This window comes from Streptomyces sp. NPDC056144, assembly GCF_042264145.1.
GTDB lineage: Bacteria > Actinomycetota > Actinomycetes > Streptomycetales > Streptomycetaceae > Streptomyces.
The window spans coordinates 913,993-931,654 of record NZ_JBHJVF010000001.1 but is presented as its reverse complement, the minus strand read 5'-3'; the positions used below and the strand labels follow the sequence as shown (position 1 = coordinate 931,654).

4 protein-coding genes are annotated in these 17,662 nt (G+C 75.5%); all 4 read left to right on the top strand.

What is annotated here, in order from left to right; translation table 11 throughout:
• Positions 1 to 141 precede the first annotated feature (141 nt).
• Genes ACFC0Z_RS03935 through ACFC0Z_RS03920 form a run of 4 tightly spaced genes read left to right on the top strand, consistent with a single transcriptional unit; the run spans position 142 to position 17,649 of the window.
• On the top strand, positions 142 to 4,932 hold the full coding sequence (locus tag ACFC0Z_RS03935) for a hypothetical protein (RefSeq protein ID WP_376432435.1): 4,791 nt from the start codon (positions 142 to 144) through the stop codon (positions 4,930 to 4,932).
• Positions 4,929 to 8,297: a DUF6603 domain-containing protein gene (locus tag ACFC0Z_RS03930; protein WP_376432433.1), complete on the top strand. Its 3,369-nt coding sequence runs from the start codon at positions 4,929 to 4,931 to the stop codon at positions 8,295 to 8,297. The genes ACFC0Z_RS03935 and ACFC0Z_RS03930 overlap by 4 nt, the downstream gene beginning before the upstream one ends.
• Positions 8,294 to 13,222: an FG-GAP-like repeat-containing protein gene (locus ACFC0Z_RS03925; protein WP_376432431.1), complete on the top strand. Its 4,929-nt coding sequence runs from the start codon at positions 8,294 to 8,296 to the stop codon at positions 13,220 to 13,222. The genes ACFC0Z_RS03930 and ACFC0Z_RS03925 overlap by 4 nt, the downstream gene beginning before the upstream one ends.
• Entirely contained in the window at positions 13,219 to 17,649 is a 4,431-nt protein-coding gene (locus ACFC0Z_RS03920; protein WP_376432428.1) for a hypothetical protein, read from the top strand. Before ACFC0Z_RS03925 ends, ACFC0Z_RS03920 begins: the two co-directional genes overlap by 4 nt.
• The last annotated feature ends 13 nt before the right edge of the window (positions 17,650 to 17,662 follow it).

Sequence of the window (17,662 nt, the reverse complement as noted above, 5' to 3'; positions counted from 1 at the left end):
CACATCGTCTGCACGCGTTCTGCACGTCCTCTGCACAGCAGCCGGTCGAGACTCGGCGGGCTCGCCGCCGGGACGCTCCCCGGCGGCCGGCCGGTCACGGGCGGCGCTCGCGGGGCGCCGCCGGAAGGGGGACATGGGGACATGGGGCTGCCGTTGGTGCTCTGCGGGCCCGTACTGCGGCGGGTCGACGCCGGGTCGGTGACCGTCTGGCTCGCGCTGCGCGAACCGCGCCGGGTGACGTTGACCGTGTACGCGGACGACGACACCGACGGCGCGGGTTCCGGGGAGCTGATGAGCGGACACCGGGACACCGTGCGGCTGGCCGCGCGCTGCCACGTGGTCGCCGTCACGGCCCGCACGCCGGAGGGCTCCGCCCTGGCCTGGGGCGAGATGTACCGGTACGACGTGCGGTTCGAGACGATGCCGGGGCAGGCGGCCGCTCCCACGCAGACGCTGTACTCGCCCGGCGCGGTGGCCGACACGAAGGAGGCCGCGCGCCACCGGCTCACCTACTGGGGGATTCCGGGCGCCCCCGCCCTTCCCAGCTTCACGACCCCTCCCGACGACCTGAACAGGCTGCGCGTCCTGCACGCCTCCTGCCGGAAGCCGCACGGCGGCGGCGTCGACGGCATGGCCACGGTCGACCAGATCCTCACGGTCGACGTCACCTCGCGCGAACGGCGGCCGCAGCAGCTGTTCCTGACGGGTGACCAGATCTACGCGGACGACGTCGCCGACGCGCTGCTGCACGTCATCGGGGAGACCGCCGCGGAGCTCGGTGCCGTGGCCGAGGTGCTGCCCGGTGTGCCCCCGGGCGACCCGCGCCTCGCCCCGGGCAGCCGGCTCCCCCTGGTCAAGGGGCCGGCCGGGCTCAACTCCGACGAGGGCCGCAGCCATCTGATGACCTTCGCCGACTTCTGGGCCATGTACCTGCTGGCCTGGTCGGACGTGCTCTGGCCGCAGGTCTGGCCCGACTTCGCCACCGCCTGTCCGACCGCCGCCGCCCGACTGGCCGCGCTGCGGGCGAAGGCGGACCCGACCGGCGCCGAGAAGAAGGAGCTGAAGCAACTCGCCAAGGGCGAGAAGACGTTCGGGGAGCAGCTGAAGGAACTCGACGTGTTCCGGGGCACCTTGCCCGACGTCCGCCGGGCGCTGGCCAACATCCCGAGCTTCATGATGATGGACGACCACGAGGTCACCGACGACTGGTACATCATGCGCCGGTGGGTGGACCGGTCGCTGCGTTCGCCGCTCGGCCGGCGGGTGATCCAGAACGGTCTGGCGGCCTACGCGGTCTGCCAGGCCTGGGGCAACACGCCCGACCGCTTCGACCCCGCGCGCGAGGGCGGGCAGCGCGGCGCCGAGCTGCTCACCGCGCTGTCGGCCTGGGACCGCAAGGCCGGGGCGGCCGAGGGCTGGCTGCAGAACCGGCTGAGCCTGCCGACGACCCAGCCCCTCGGCGCGGACGGCATCCCCGCGCGCCACCCCGAGGCGATGGACTGGCACTACACGGTCGACTGGGCCAAGCACCGGGCGATCGTCCTCGACACCCGCACCTGGCGCGCGTACCCGCCGGGTCCCGACGACCCGGCCGCGCTGCTCTCGCCGCAGGGGATGCTCCGGCAGATCGCCGATCTCCCGGGCGCCGAGGACGAGTTGCTGACCTTCCTGATCTCGCCCGCGCCCGTCGTCGGCAACCCGTTCATCGAGGAGTACCTCCAACCGGTCCTCGCGAGGCTCCCGAGGAAGTCCGCGAACATCTTCGGCTCGCCGGACGAGGAGGGGCACTGGGGCCGCCTCTTCTCCGACAGCGAGGCCTGGGGCACCAACGAGGACTCCTTCGAGCGTCTCCTGGCCCGGCTGTTCACCCGGGGCAGCCCGTCCGCGCCGTCCCTGCGCCGTCGCCTGATCGTGCTGAGCGGGGACGTCCACTACGGCTTCGCCGCGACCCTCCGGTACGCCGGGACGCGGCCGTACCTGCTGGACCGGGACCAGCAGACGTACGGCGTACTCGTCCAGTTCACGTCCAGCTCCCTGAAGAACGAGGAGCCCAAGACCCTGGCGATGCACCACCAGTTGACCCGCGAGTTCGAGCGGCAGGCGGTGCTGCAGGCGGGGGTCCTGCCGACCACGGGCAAGGCCGGCTGGCGCAACCCCACCGGCGCCTCGATGGCCATCGGCACGAACGGCCTCGGGGTGTGGTCGGTGAAGGGCACTCCCGCGGTCGGCAAGGAGAACCTCTCCACGGTGCTCGTGAAGACCCCGGAGTGGCGGTACGGCCTGAGGTTCCTCAGCCACCGGGCAGCCGAACCGGCCGACGCGGGGGCCCCGCTCCCCCGTCCCCGCCGCCCCGACCCGGCCAGCCGCACCGACGCCCTGGCCCAGCGGTCCGTGGCCGCCCGCGACCACAGTGCCGCGTACTGGCTCTGGGGCAGCGGCAAGGACGTCGTCGGCGTCACCAACCTCGGCGAGGTCGAGGTCGACTGGCGCCCCGGCGCCCCCAAGCAGGCCATCCAGCACCTGTGGTGGCGGCCGAAGGCCGACAAGCCGGCCGGTCCCCTCACCCGGTACGTCGCCGACCTCACGTACGACGGGTTCCAGCCCGACCCGCGCCACCTCGCGCTGCTCCTCGACAAGGTCGGCAGCCCCGTCCCCGCGCAGGACGCCTGGGTGTACGTGCGGCCGGTCGGCGCGCCGCAACCGCAGCCGCTGCTGCTGCGCACCCGCGAGCAGGGTCTCCTGTACGAGGCTCCGCCGCAGGACGCCGGTTCGCCCGAGCCCTGGCGGTACGCGGTCCCTTACCGCCCCGAGCCGGGTCTCGCCCTGGAGGTCGCGTACAGCTTCGGCTCCCATCCGCTGCCGCCGGACGTCCTCGCCGACGCGTCGCTGTACCAGCTCCGCGCGGTGCCGAGCGCGCCGCCGGGCGACGACGAACCGGTGGGGATCACCCTGCCGGACCGGAACCTCGCGCTGACGGCACCGGCCGAGCTGTCGTTCTGGCCGCTGCTCTGGGAGCCCCCGGCGGCGGACCACGCCACCCGCGGGCTGCCGCAGGGCGCGCAGCTGTGGACCGATCCGGGCGGCCTCGGCGGGACGCTCACGGTCACCGAGGGCGCCCCCGCCCCGGCCGGCCCGGCACCGGTCCGGCGCGGGCTGCGCGTCGAGGGGACGGCCGGCCCGGGCGCCGTCGAGGTACGGCTCCAGGTGCGTACCCTGGCGGGCGCGCGGGTGCCGCTCGTGACCGAGACGGACGGCTGGGTACGGGCCGTCCTCGGCACCGACCAGGGCGGCCGTCGCGCCTTCCACGCCGTGCTCCGGCCGACGGCGGCCGACCCGCCGCTCGGCACCGTACGGGTCTTCGTGGACGCGCCGGGTCTGCCCGTCGCCCACACGGACGCGTTCACCGTCCAGCTCTGCGGCGTGCAGCTGGAGCTGCGGACGGAGCCGGGGGCCGAACCGGCGCTGGCCGACGAACGGATCGTGGTCGACTTCGGGAGGTCGCCGCTCCCCGACGTCCGCGCGCTGGCCGGTGAGGCCCGTGCCCGGCGCATGACGGTCCATCCGCTCCTCAACCGGATCCGCCCCATCGTCGACCTCGGGAACTACGTGCTCCGCCCGCAGATGCCGCTGTGGATGGGCGAGGTGCAGTTGCTCGGTCTCACGGCGGACGAGCTGACCGGTCTGCTCCGGCGGCGCTTCTTCCGGGCGCACGGCCTGTCCGGCGCTCCGCCGCGCGTCGAGCGGCTGCGGCTGGGGTTCTCGTGGCGGATGACGCTGGGCTGGGACGGCCCGGACGCGAACGCCAAGGCGACCCCGGCCGGGCTGAATCCGGGCATCCATCACGCGTACCGGCACGACACCGGGGACGTCTCCTGCGCCGTCGAGCTCCTCTACGGCTCCGACGGCGGGCTCCTCACGCCCGCCGGTGCCCGTCTGGTGCCCGGCCCGGGCGGCGAACTGGCCGGGGCCTACCGGCCCGCCCCCGTCCCCGGGCCGCCGCCCAACGGCGAGCGGCACCTCCCGGAGGTGCGGCTGGCACGGCCACGGGGCTGGGGACGGCAGTCCGGCGCGCCCCGGTACCCCTCGCTGGTCATGGAGTTCGCCCCGCGCGTGGCCGAGGACGGGCGGGAGATCGTCCGGGGCGGGGACGGCGGCCTGAGCGTCGGCGCCCTGGCCGTCGACGGCAGTCCTCTGGTGAGCGACGGGCAGCCGCTGGACGGCGGGGCACCGCCCCTGCTGCGACTGCCCGACTTCCGGGTGACCGGCACCAACCCGGCCGACCCCAAGGACGTGACCGCCCTGGTCGGCGAGCTGGTCGACCGGTACGTGGCGGCGTACGGCGGGGCCCCGAGGGTGCGGCTCCTGTCGAAGGAGTGCTGGCGGACCACCGTACTGAAGATCGTCACCGCCGAGAGCGGTCCGCCCGGGACCCAGCAGTTCGAGACCCGCGCCTCGCATCGGGTGGCGCACGCGGGCGGCGGCTGGTTCTACGGCCGGGAGCAGGGGATGCCCCGGTTCGGTCCGCCGCACAGCTACGGGCTGGGTCAGCTGGACAACTCGCAGCACGGCGGGGCCACCCCCGACGAGGTGTGGAACTTCCTGGAGAACCTGCGGGGCGCCGTCGAGGCGGTGATGGGCGAGAAGGCGACCCGCGCCTACGAGCACCTGGGCGCGGCACGCTTCCCGGACGACCGGCGGCACCGGGCGATCTACCAGCGGGAGCTCGTCCGCCGCTACAACGGCGGCTCCGAGTTCGCCGTCGTGGACGGGGTCTGGCAGATCAGCCCGAGCCTGGCGCCCACGGAGGACGGGAAGCCGAACCCCCGTCTCGACTATCCCAACCGGGTCCTCGGCACGCTCGTCGAGTACGCCAAGCCCTGGCCGATCGCCTTCACCGCGGACTACTTCCCACCCGAGACGGGGACCTCATGACCGACCCCATGACCGGCCCCCTGGCCGCCCGCATGACCACCCCCATGACCGCTCCCGCTGCCGACCCCGTGCCGGCGCCCCAGGGGGACAACGCCCAGGCGTGGCTGCTCCAGGAGCTGACCGCGCTCCTCGCCCCGCTCGACCTCGCCGCCGTCAACCCGGGCCGCCGCAAGGAGCTCCTCGACGAGCTGGGCTGGGACCTGGCCGCGGTCTCCGGCATGCCGGGCGACGCGTTCCCGCAGTGGCTGGAGGCCGTGGCGGAGCTCGCCGGGGACCTGGCCGAGCTGGCGAAGAACCCGCCGTCGAGCCTCGCCGAGCTGGCGACCGCACTGGAGTCCGCCCGGGGCGCGTTCGACACCGTACGGCAGCTGCCCCCGGCGCTGCGGTCGGGTCCGCAGCTGCCGCCCGCCGCGCTCCTCGCGGAGGACCTGGTCACCCATCTGACGGTCCGCTACCTGGAGACCCGGCACCCGCTCGGCCACCTCGTCCTCGTCCTCCTGGGCGTGGTCACGCCCGCGGCGGACCGCCCCGCCGACCCGCCCTTCCCCGCCGCGCCCCTGCCGCCGGTCCGGCAGCCGCGGTCCCGGCCCCGCCTCGACCTGGAGCGGCTCGCCGACCTGGTCTCCGACCCGGTGGGTACCCTGTCCGGGCTCTACTTCCCCGGCGGATTCGGCTCGGCCGCCTCCGTGCGGGCGGGCACGGACCTGCTCTTCCCCCGGCTGAAGGCGCTCCTCGACCACCTCGGGCTGCCCGCCCTGTACGGGCTGCCGCCGGGGGCCGGACCCGATCTCGGGGAGGTCGCCGCCGAGATGGCGGCGGGCATGCTGACCCTGGGCCGGAGCACACTGGTCGACGGTGTCGAGGTCCGGGCGGGCGCGACGATCGGCCTGGACTCCGCCGAGGAGGGCGGTCTCGGTCTCCTCCTCGTGCCCTCGGCGGCGGTGTCGCGGGAGTTCGACGCCGGCGGATGGCAGATCGCCTTCCGGTTCGAGGCGGGCGAGCTGCCCTTCGCCCTCGGCCCGAGCGGTCTCACGCTCCCCGAGGGCGTCCAGGGCGCCGTGTCGGCCTCGGTCACCGCGGAACGGCCGGGGACGAAGGGCCGTCCCGCCGTGCTCCTCGGCAGCGTCTCGGGGACGCGCCTGGAGATCGGCGGCGTCCGGCTCAGCGCCGGATTCCGGTTCGACTCCGACGGCGAGGACGACGACGTCGAGCTGTCCGTCGACTTCGACGACGCCGTCCTCGTCGTCGTCCCCGGCGACGACGCCGGTCCGCTCCGGCACCTCTTCCCCGAGGAGGGGCTGCGCGTCGAGGCGGACCTCGGCCTGGGGTGGTCACTGCGCCAGGGCCTGACCCTGCGCGGCGGCGCGGGCCTCGACGTGACCCTCCCGGCCCACCTGTCGCTGCCCGGCCTGGACGTCGACGGCATCCACCTCTCCCTCACCGCCGGTACGGAGGGACTCGCCCTGTCCGTCACCGCCGGGGCCGCGCTCCGCCTCGGCCCGGTCACCGCCGTCGCCGACCGCGTCGGCATCACCGCCCACCTGGGCTTCCCCCGGGGCGGCGGCAACATCGGTCCCGCCGACGCCGACCTCGTCTTCCAGCCCCCGGCCGGCCTCGGGCTCTCGGTCCGCTCGGGACCCCTCACCGGCGGCGGCTACCTCTTCGCCGACCACGAACGCCACCAGTACGCCGGTGTCCTGGAGCTCCGCTTCCAGGCCATCGCCGTCAAGGCGGTCGGGCTGCTCAGCTCCACCCCGTACGGCTTCTCCCTCCTCGTGATCGTCTCGGCCGAGTTCCCGCCGCTCCAGATCGGTTTCGGCTTCACTCTCAACGGGGTCGGCGGGCTGCTCGGCATCAACCGGTCCGCCGACCTCGAAGCCCTGCGCTCCGGGGTCCGTTCGGGGGGCCTGGACGCCATCCTCTTCCCGCCCGACCCGGTGGGGCGTGCGGCCGAGATCGTCTCGACCGTCGACAAGGCGTTCCCGGCGGCCGAGGGGCGGTACGTCTTCGGCCCGATGGCCCGGCTCGGCTGGGGCAGCCCCACCCTGCTCACCCTCGACCTGGCGCTCATCCTCGAACTGCCCAGCCCGGTCCGGCTCCTCGTCCTCGGCCGGCTGCGGATGGCGCTGCCGGACGAGCGGCACGCCGTGGTGCGGATCAACATGGACGTGCTCGGCGTGGTCGACTTCGACCGGCGCGAGGCGTCCGTCGACGCGAGCCTGTTCGACTCGCAGGTCGCGGGCTTCGCGCTCACCGGGGACATGGCGATGCGTGCCTCGTGGGGGTCGAGCCCCTCGTTCGCGCTCGCCGCCGGCGGCTTCAACCCGCGCTTCCAGCCGCCGCCCGGCTTCCCCGCCCTCAAGCGCATGTCGATCGCCCTCGCGAGCGGCGACAACCCGCGGATCCGGCTGGAGTCCTACCTCGCCCTCACCTCCAACACCGTGCAGTTCGGCGGCCGGATGGAGGTCTACGCGAAGGTCTCCAAGTTCAGCATCAGCGGCATGCTGTCGCTCGACGCGCTCGTCTCCTTCGACCCGTTCGGCTTCACCGTCGACATCGGCGCGATGGTCGACGTGCGGGCCGGCTCCACCTCGCTGCTGACCGTGATGCTCTCCCTCACGGTCACCGGTCCCCGGCCCTGGCGGGTCACCGGCCACGCGAAGTTCTCGATCCTCTTCGTGAAGGTGACGATCCCGGTCCGGCTCACCGTCGGCGCGTCCCGGCCGTTGCCGCCGCCGCCCTCGGTGGCGGTCGCCCCGCTGCTCGCCGAGGCCTTCGCCGATCCACGCAACTGGACCGCCCAGCTGCCCTCCTCGGGAGCCGAGGCCGTCACCCTGCGGCGCGTCGAACCGAAGGGGGGCGAGGTGCTCGCCCACCCGCTGGGCACCGTGACCGTCACCCAGAAGACCGCCCCGCTCGGCGTGCGCGTCGACCGCTTCGGCAACGCCCCGGCCTCGGACCCCGGAGTCCACCAGGCCGTCGTCACCGTCGGCGGCACGGCCACCACCGCGCCCGAGACCGTCACGGAACTGTTCGCCCTGGGCCAGTTCCAGGAAATGACCGAGGAACAGAAGCTCGCCGCCGCCTCCTTCACCCGGCTCGCGGCCGGCTACCGGTTCGGCGGAACCGGCATCCGCTTCGACACGGAGGCACCCGCCGCCCACGTGCCCGCGTACGAGGAGCTGCTCGTCGACGACGTGCGCCGCCCGGCGGCCCGCACGGCAGCCGCGGTCCCGCTCACCGGGCCGGAACTCGGCCTTCTCGCCCGTACCGGCTCCGCCGGGCGGGCCCCGATCCGCTCGACGGGCGCCGCCGCCTACCGGCCGCGCTCCGCCCGGCCCCTCATCACCCTGGTGGACGCATGACAGCCCGACTCACCTTCCTGGCCTGGGTCCGCGAAGGACTGGCCGCGCGGACCACCACGCCCGACCCGCTGTCCGGACCGCTGCCCGCGCACGCCACCGTGCACGCGGGGGTCCGGGTCGACCAGCAGCCGGCGACCGGGACCGACCTGCGCCTGTACGGCCCCGGTGCCGTCATCGGCATCGACCGGCGCCAGGTGATCCGCAGCGAACCGCCGGAGGGCACCAGCCGGTTCGAGCCCAACCACCTCGTGTGCGTCGAGTTCGACGAACCCGGTCTCCCCTGGGAGTTCACCCCGGCCGCGCCCGACGCCCAGGGCCGGCTGCGGCCCTGGCTGGTCCTCGTCGTCGTCCCCGCCGACCGCGCCGTGCTGGTCCAGGGGAGCCCGCTGCCCACGGTCGACATCAAGGACGCCGACCTGCCGGACCTGGCCGAGTCCTGGGCCTGGGCGCACGCCCAGGTGGCGACGGTCGACGGCGAGTCCGTCGCGGACGCCCTCGCCGACCTCCCGGAGCGGACCCTGTCCCGGCTGGTGTGCCCGACCCGGCTGCGCCCCGGCACCCGCTATCTCGCCGTCGTGGTCCCGGCCTTCGACGCCGGTACGCGCGCCGGCCTCGGCACCGTACCGACCGAGGCGGACGACGCGCCGCTGCGCCCGGCGTGGGAGAACGGGGCCCGGCACGCCTACCTTCCGGTCTACCACCACTGGGAGTTCGCGACCGGCCCCGAGGGCGACTTCGAGGCGCTCGCGCGCCGCATCAAGCCCGCGGAACTGCCGTCGGCGAGCACGCTCGGCCCGCTGGAGCTCGGCCCCGCGGGAGTCCCCGGCCTGCCGAACGGGACGCCCACCGTCACGCTGTCCCGGGGCGGCGCCCTGCGTCCGCCCGGCAGCGCCCCGACGCCCTGGCCGCTGCTCTCCCGGCAGGCGTACGAGCAGCTGGTCACCCGGCTCGCCGGGCACCCCGCCGACCGCCTCGGACCGCCCCTGTACGGCTCCGCGCAGGCGGCCGTCGACAGCGTGGAGCAGGCGCCCGCGTGGCTGCGCGCGCTCTCCCTGGATCCGCGCCACCGCGTGGCCGCCGCGCTCGGCGCCCAGGTCGTCCGCGACCAGCAGGAGGAACTGATGTCGGCGGCCTGGGAGCAGGCGGCCGACGCGCAGCGGGCCAACCAGGCACTGCGGCAGACCCAGTTGGCGCGGGAGCTGAGCCTCTCCCAGTACCGGCGCCGGTTCTCCGGGGAGTCCGCCGGGGCGCGGGCGGGAGCCGTCGCGGGCTCTGTGTCGGGCGCCTTGTCGGGCGCCGCGGCCGGGGTCACGCGCCTGCTCCAGCTCAGCGGTCCGGTCCTCGACCAGGTCGATCTGCCCGGCGGTCACGGCAGCGCCGCCGACGCCTGGAAGGACAACAGCACCGTGGGGGCCACCCTGTCGGCGCCGTTCCGGCGCGCCACGCGGCCGAACGGGCCGCTGGGGCGGCGCCTCGGCGGGGCGCAGGCGGACGTGGCCGAGGCGGTGGCCTCGGGGGCCGTCACGGCGACCCCGCCGCTCGCCCCGCCCGACGGGACCGTGCGCTTCGACGACGTGGCGGGGTCCCGGATCCGGCTCGACCTGGTGGACCCCGACGGCCTCGGCCGGGCGCCCCGCTGGTGGGATCCCGCGACGGTGGGGATCGCCGCCGCCGCCCCGGAGACGGGGACGGCGGCGGAGGCGGGGACGGCGGCGGAGACGGGGGTGGCGGAGGCAGCCCCCACCCCGACGGCCATCCCCATCCCCCAGGCCATCCCGATGAACGCCCGTGTCTACGAAGACAACACGCTGTTCGTCGGCGGCCAGGACCGCAAGCTGTACACGCTGGCGTACGACGGCACCGACTGGCGCTGGCAGCACCACTGGGACGACAAGGGCGGGCGCGCGTACGCCCCGCTCGGCAAGGTGACCCGTACCTCGTCGATGATGCTGTACGACGCCTACGGCATCGCCGAGCGGCGCTGGAACGGCGACCAGTGGACGTGGCTCACCAAGGCGAGCCCCTCGATGACCTCGCTGAGCGGCAGCCTCGTGATGCGCCAAGGGCGTTCGGTCATCGGCTGGGTGTGGACGGGCATGTCCGGGAACCTGTTCGGCGAGGCCCGGCGGACCCTGAACTCCTGGGAGTGGTCGACCCGCTCCCCCGGCACCCGGCTGTACTACTTCTCCGGCGGCTTCGGCGCGCCGCAGCGGAACGAGACCCGCTGCTGGGTCCTCGGCGGCAACGACCAGACGACCTCGCTGTGGCAGTTCGACTGGGTGTACCGGCGCACCGGCGGCTCGGGCTGGGAGTGGGTGGAGCACGGCGCGCCGACGGGCGCCCCGGTCCAGAGCCTCGGTCCGTCCGTGGACGACAACAAGCTGTTCCTCACCACCCGCGACGGCCGGCTCTTCGAGCGGTACTACGTCAACTGGACGTGGTTCTGGGTGGATCACGGCACTCCGCCGGGCACGACCTGCCGGTCGATCCTCGGCGGGGCGTCCGGCAGCCCGGACGTCTTCGTCTCGGGCGCCAACGGGCGGCTCTACCAGCGCACGTGGACCGGTGCCGCGTGGCAGTGGCGCGACGTGGGGCTTCCGCCGGGGACCGGTTCGGTGCGGCCGGTGGCCTGGATGCCGTCGCGGCGTACCGTCTTCGCCGCCACGGCCGACTCCCCGTACGGCGAACGCCTGTGGTCGGCCTCCGAGGCGAACGGCGTCTGGACGTGGGTGGCCAACCACGGCGTCCCCGCCGACCAGCGGGGCAAGGGAGGCCACCGGGACGAGCCCGTCGCCCGGCCGGAGTGGAAGGTCCCGCTCGGGTTCATGTCGGACCTGGTGGTGGCCGGGATCGGGAGCCCGCAGGGCGAGAACGTGCTCCACCACCGGGTCGGCCGCGACCTGGGGTTCGAAGGCGAGGTACGCGGGGGCTGGGCGGCGCGCCAGACCAAGCCGGGCTGGACGGGCGGCGAGAGCGCGGGCCTCGGCATCGCCGTGGGTCAGGTCACGGCGGCGGCGCGGCCCGATCTGGTGGCCGCGTGGATCGACGGCCCGGCGGGCCCCAACCGGCTGTACTACCAGCTCGGTCGCGAGCTCGACCGCGACGGCGTGGTCACCGGCGGCTGGAGCACGGCCCGTACGGCTCCGGTCCCGGTGAACGACTTCGTCTACGGGGCCGACGCGGCCCTCGCCGACCTCGACGGGGACGGACGCCCGGAGCTGATCGTGGCCTACGCGGCGCCCAAGGGCCTCTACTACCGCATCGGCTGGGGCCTGGACACCGACGGCAAGGTCACCCGGGGCTGGACCGACTCCCTCCGCGTCCCCTGGAGCGGCGGGCCCGTCACGGCCGTCGGCGTGGCCCTCGCGGACACGAACGACGACGGCCTTCCCGACCTGGTGGTGGCGATCGCCCGGACGGAGGGAGCGACCTCCCGCGTCCAGTACACGGTGGGACGCCGGATCAACGCGCGCGGTCTGGCGGCGGGCGGCTGGACTTCCTGGCGGTCGGTCGGCGGCGGTCCCCTGCCGCCCTCGCTGTGGGGTCTCGGCCTCGCGGTCACCGACATCACCGGCTCCCGGTACGCCGACCTGATCGTCCTGCACCTGCACGACGGGCCCGGCGAATCCCCCAACCAGGCGTTCTTCCGGCTCGGCGAGGACTTCGACCGGATCGGCGGCGGCGGGCGGCAGTGGTCCGTCTCGCGGCCCGTGCCGGACTGGCCCGACCCGTACAACCAGGGCACGGCGGTGGCCGTCGCGGACCTCGACCCGGCGCTCACCGAGCGGCGGAAGAGCATGGGCGACGCGTTCATCGAGGCCGCCGTCCGGCACCAGAAGCGCGTCATCGCCGCGATGGACCTGACCCCGGGCGAGCGGCCCAGGCCCGTGGACCGGCTCCCGGACGTGGCCCGGCAGGTCCGCAGCGGCCTCGACCCGGCCGCCGCCATCACCTCGGCGCTGGCCGCCCGGCTCTCCGTACCGCTCGCGCCGCCCCCGGCGGGCCTCGCGGCCGCCGCGCCGCCCGACCCCCTGCGGCAGCTGAGCGTGACGCCGCGCTTCGACCGGCCCATGTACGAGGCCCTGCGGGACCTCGGGCAGGAGCTGCTGCTGCCGGGCGTCTCGGCGGTGCCGCCGGACTCGGCGGTGCTCCTGGAGCCCGACCCGGCCTTCATCGAGGCGTTCCTGACCGGCCTGAACCACGAGATGAGCCGCGAGCTGCTGTGGCGCCGCTACCCGACCGATCCGCGCGCCACGTTCTTCCACCGGTTCTGGGACAACCGCGAGGTGCCGGGGGCCGCCCCGGACATCGGGCCGATCGCCGGCTGGGCCCCGGCCGGGCCGCTGGGGAGCCACGGCTCGTACGGCGCCGACTGCCTGGTCCTGGTGCTGCGCGGGGAGCTGCTGCGCCGCTACCCGGGCACCTCCGTGCACCTGCGGCGGGCGACCTGGGAGGAGGGGACCGGGCGGCGCGTGCCGGGGTCCGAGACCCGGCCGCCCCGGTTCTCCGGCCGCATGGAGCCGGACCTGTGGTTCTTCGGCCTGCCGGTGCGGGAGGCCGACGCGCGCGGCGGCGGGGACGACCCGGGCTGGTACGTCGTCCTGGAACAGCCGCCCACCGACCTCCGGTTCGGGCTCGACGACCCCGCGGACAGCGGGAGCGTCACGGCGGGGACCGGGGGCGTCCCGGCCTCCTGGAGCGACCTGCACTGGGGGAGCCTCGCGCCCGACGCGGTGGCCGCCGAGCGGCTGCGGCACGTCCCGGCCACCTCGGTGCTGTCCACCCTGCGTCTCGGCGGCCTCGAATGGGGGCGCAACAGCGCCCATCTGGCCCAGATCCTGCTGCGGCGGCCCTTCCGGGTGATCCGGCACGCCTCCGCCCTGCTGCCCCAGCGACCCGCCGCACTCCGTGAGGACCCCCGATGAGCCCCGCACCCGCGCCCGACGTGACCTGGCCGCTGCCGGCCCAGTGGCCGCTGGCCCTGCTGCCGGTCCGGCTGGAGACCCGCTTCACCGACACCCACCTCCTGGTCCGGGTGCTGCCCGACACCGTCCACGTGGACGGCCACGAGCCGCGTCTCACCTCCGAGGAACGGTCCTGGGGCCACGACTACTGGGACGCGCCCGGCGCCGAACCGTGGCGCCTGCTGTGCGAACTCGCGGGCGCGGAACGGGCCGTGTGGATCGCCCGGGTCACCGAGCCCTACCTCGACGGCGGGACGTGGAAGCGGCCCGTGCCCGCCGCGAAGGAGGTGGACGAGGAGTGGACCCGGCCCGCGCTCGCCCGGGCCCTGCCCACCCGCTGGTACGCGACCGCCCGCCGGGGAGCCGAGAGCGCCTACGGCAGGTCGGCGGAGCGCACCGCCACCCCGCAGATCGGCCCCGATCCCCGCCTCGACCTGGCCGGGGCCCCGCCGGAACTGCCGCCGACGGGCCCGGGCATGCGCTGGCTGACCGACTTCGACGCCGCCGTCGAGGCCGGGATGGCCCTGCGCGTCGAGCTCTCCCCCGCGATGCGCCGGGACGGGGTCGTCGACCACCTGGTCGTGTACGGGGTGGACGAACGGTCCGACGCCGACGCGGGAGCCCGTACCCTCGGCCGGCTCCTCGACGCCCACTTCCACTCGCACGGCCTCGGCTTCGTCCCGCCCGGGACCCCGACGAACAACACGCCCGACGCGCGGTCCGGCTACGACCCGCGCGACCCGGCCGCCGTCGCCGACCTGCGGGTGCGGGGCGCGCAGGACGCCGAACCGGCCGACCTCGACAGCAACGCCCGGACGACCGCCCTGGCGCTCGGCCTACGGCTGCGGCCGCAGGCCGGGGACGACCTGCACGACGCCCGCGGCGGCGCGCCCTCCGCCTCGCCGACCGCCCTCGCCCGGGCCCGGCACGCCGCCGAGCCGCAGGCCGCGGACGGCCGGTACATGAACACCGCCACCTGGTCGGCGAGCTGGGGCTACTACCTCAGCCAGCTCATGAACGGCGTCCTCGACGAGGACGATCTCGCCTTCACCCGCCGCCACTTCATCGACCACGTCCGCGCCACCGGACCGCTGCCCGCGCTGCGCGTCGGCGAGCAGCCGTACGGCGTGCTCCCCGTCCTCGCCTCGCGCCGTCCCTGGGGCACGCCCGGCCGACAGCGGAAGCTGTGGCAGGTCCTCGACCACCTGCGCACGGCCCACTGGAAGCCGCAGGCGGACAAACCCGAGGCGGTGCCCCGGATCAGGAAGGACGATCCCGATCCGGACCGGACGATGCTGCGGATCCTCGCGATGGAGCCGGTCACCGCCGAGTGGCGGGCCCGCTCGATGCTGGGCCTGGACTACGTCACGCACCTGTGGCGGTTCGGGAGCCTGCGGATGCGCGGCGGGTGGCGCGCCGACGACGCCTTCCTGCACGACGGCGCGCTCGCCGCCCTCGGCATCCGCGGCGAACCGCGCGTCTCCCGGGCCACGTTCGCCGACGACGCGCACCTGGTGGCCGGCCCGTACGCCGCCGGCACCGGTGTCCTGGAGGCCCTGCTCGAACGGGACTACGACTGGAACGAGCTGCGCTGGTGGATCGAGGACGATCCGGTCGGCGCCCCGCTCGTGGCGATGGTGCTCAACCAGGCCGCGCTCGGCGAGTGGGCCACCGCCGCCCGCCGCTGGCAACGGCTGAACGCGCCCCTGCCCTCGTACCTGGAGCCGGAACTCATCGACGTCCGGCCCAACACCTACGGGCGCCCCGAGCTGGAGAGCTGGCCCTTCACCCGGCAGCTGACCCGGACGGTGACGGTCGGCGGCGCCACCCGGACCGTCGACGCGCATCTGCGGGCGCTGCCCGCGACCGACGCCTCGGTGCGTGACGTCCACGAGTTCCGCGCCGCCGTCGCCCACTTCACCCGGCGCCCGCCCCAGACGGCGCTCCGGCAGTTCGCCGGCTCCCTCGACCTCGCCTCGCACCGGCTGGACGCCTGGTTCACCTCGCTGGCCACCCAGCGCCTGTCCGAGCTGCGGGCCGTCCAGCCCCACGGCGTCCTCGTCGGCGGGTACGGCTGGCTCCAGGACATCCGGCGCGTCGCACCCGTCGTCGTCGCGGGCACGGACCCGACGAAACCCGACTACCGGCCGGTGCCCGGCGAGCCGGGAATCCTGTACGAGGGAGCCGCCGACGCGGGCCACGTCCACGCGCCGTCCACGGCCCAGGCGGTCACGGCGGCGGTCCTCCGCAACGGCTACCGCAGCCACCCGCACGGCCAGGGCGCCAACCCGCTCGCCGTGGACCTGAGTGCCGACCGCCTCCGGCAGGCCGAGTGGCTCCTCGACGGCGTCCGGCAGGGCCAGCCGCTCGGAGCCCTGCTCGGCTACCGCTTCGAACGGCGCCTCCAGGAACACCCGCTGCGCCCGGCCCTGGAGGGGTGCCTCCCCGCCCTGCGCCGGCAGGCGCCGGTCACCACCACCGGGCACGCGCCGGACGAGGGTCCCCGCGAGGTCGTCTCCCCGCACGGGGTAGTGGACGGTCTCGTCCTGCACCACAAGCACGCGGCGGGCACCCTCGTCCTCCCCGCGCTGCCCGCCGCCGAACGGGCGGCGCTCACCGGGCTCCTCGACTCGCTCGGCGAGCTCGTCGACGCCGTCTCCGACGCCCTGCTCGCCGAGAGCGTCCACCACGCCGTCCAGGGCAGCCCGCTGCGCGCCGGTGCCACCGTGGACGCGCTGTCCCGGGGGACCGTGCCCCCGCCGGAGCTGGAGTTCGCCCGTACCCCGCGCACCGGTACGGCCCTCACCCACCGGGTGGCGCTCCTCGGGAACGCGTGGGCGCCGTCCGCCGTGGACTGGCCGGTCACCGAACGTCAGGCGCGGGCGACGGCCGAACCCGCGCTCGACGGCATCGTCGGCGGTCTCCTGCCCCGACCGGCCGAGGTCCACTGCGAGGTCCGCTGGGAGGACGGGACGCTGCGGACCGTCGACCTCACCGGGCTGCGCTGCTCGCCGCTGGACTACCTGGCTCTCGCGGACCGGCCCGAGGAGCTCCACCTCCGGGTCCTGGGCAGCGTCGCGCCGCGGGACGGGCGGCGCCCCGTGGAGGTGACCGGCACCGTCGAGCGTCCGGACGGGACGGTGTCCCTGGCCGAGTTCGTCGAGTGTCTCGGTGCCGTCCGCTCCCTGGTCGGCGGCGCCCGCGCGCTCGGCCCGGCCGACCTGCTGGTCGCCGGTACGGGAGAAGGCGACGGTACGGAGGAGGGCGCGGGGTTCGACCTGGACGAGCTGAAGCGCCGGGCGGACGCGGCGGTCGCGGCGCTGGCCGGGACCGAGCGTGTCCTGAAGGGAGGCCCCGCTGACGAGGTACCCGTCGAGGAGATCCCGCCCGGCGGCGACCCCGTCGACCCAGGTGAGGGCGACCCCGACGAGGACAGCCCGCCTCCCGGAGAGCCCGGCGAAGGCACCCCGCCTCCCGGGGAATCCGAGGGCGGCGGCCCCGGTCTCGCGGTGGCCCTCGACCGGGCCGCCAACCTGGGTGTCATCGGGGCCTACTGCCCGCCGGACGCCGGCCCGGAGCGGATCGCCACCGCGGTCACCGCCGCCCTGGCCGAGCTCGCCCGTCGCCGGGAGGCGCTCTCCGCCCTGGTGGAGGGCTTCGACCGGGCCGCCGCCACACCCGCCGGCCTCGTCGAGCACGACACGGCCCGGATCGTCACCGTCCTCGGCCCCGGTACGCGCGTGCTGCCCCGGTTCCTGCCCGGCTCCGCCGACACCCTCCGCGCGGCCCTCGCCGGGAGCACGGCCGCGCAGGGCGGCGATCCCCAGGCCGTACGGACCTGGCTCACCCGGGCCGCCCGGGTCCGCCCCGGACTCGACCGGTTCGAGCACGCCGTCGGGTACGCGGACGCGCTGCGCGGCGTCCCGCGCGAGGCACCACGGGTCGCGCAGCTCCCGTACACCCCGGGCGAGCGCTGGGTGGGGCTCCCGGGCAACGGCACCGGGGCGAAGCCGCGTACCGGCCTCGTCCTCGACCTCGCGCCCGGGTTCGACCCGGCCCGTGCGGTGTGCGGGCTGGCGATCGACGAGTGGACGGAGGTGGTGCCGAACGCCGAGGAGACCACCGCGATCGCCTACCACGCCGAGACGCCCGGCCAGGCGGCCCCGCAGTCGATCCTGCTCGCCGTCGCGCCGTCCGGGACCGCGCAGTGGGGCACCGGCCTCGTCGAGGAGACCCTGCTCGACACCCTGGAACTCGCGCGCGTCCGCGCCGTGGACATCGAGGCGCTCAGCGGCGTCGGGCAGTTCCTGCCCGCGCTGGCCTTCCCCCTCAACCGCGACGGCGAGACCGCCTCGACCGACTTCTCCCGCCTGGGCGTACGAGACTGACCGAAGGACGGAT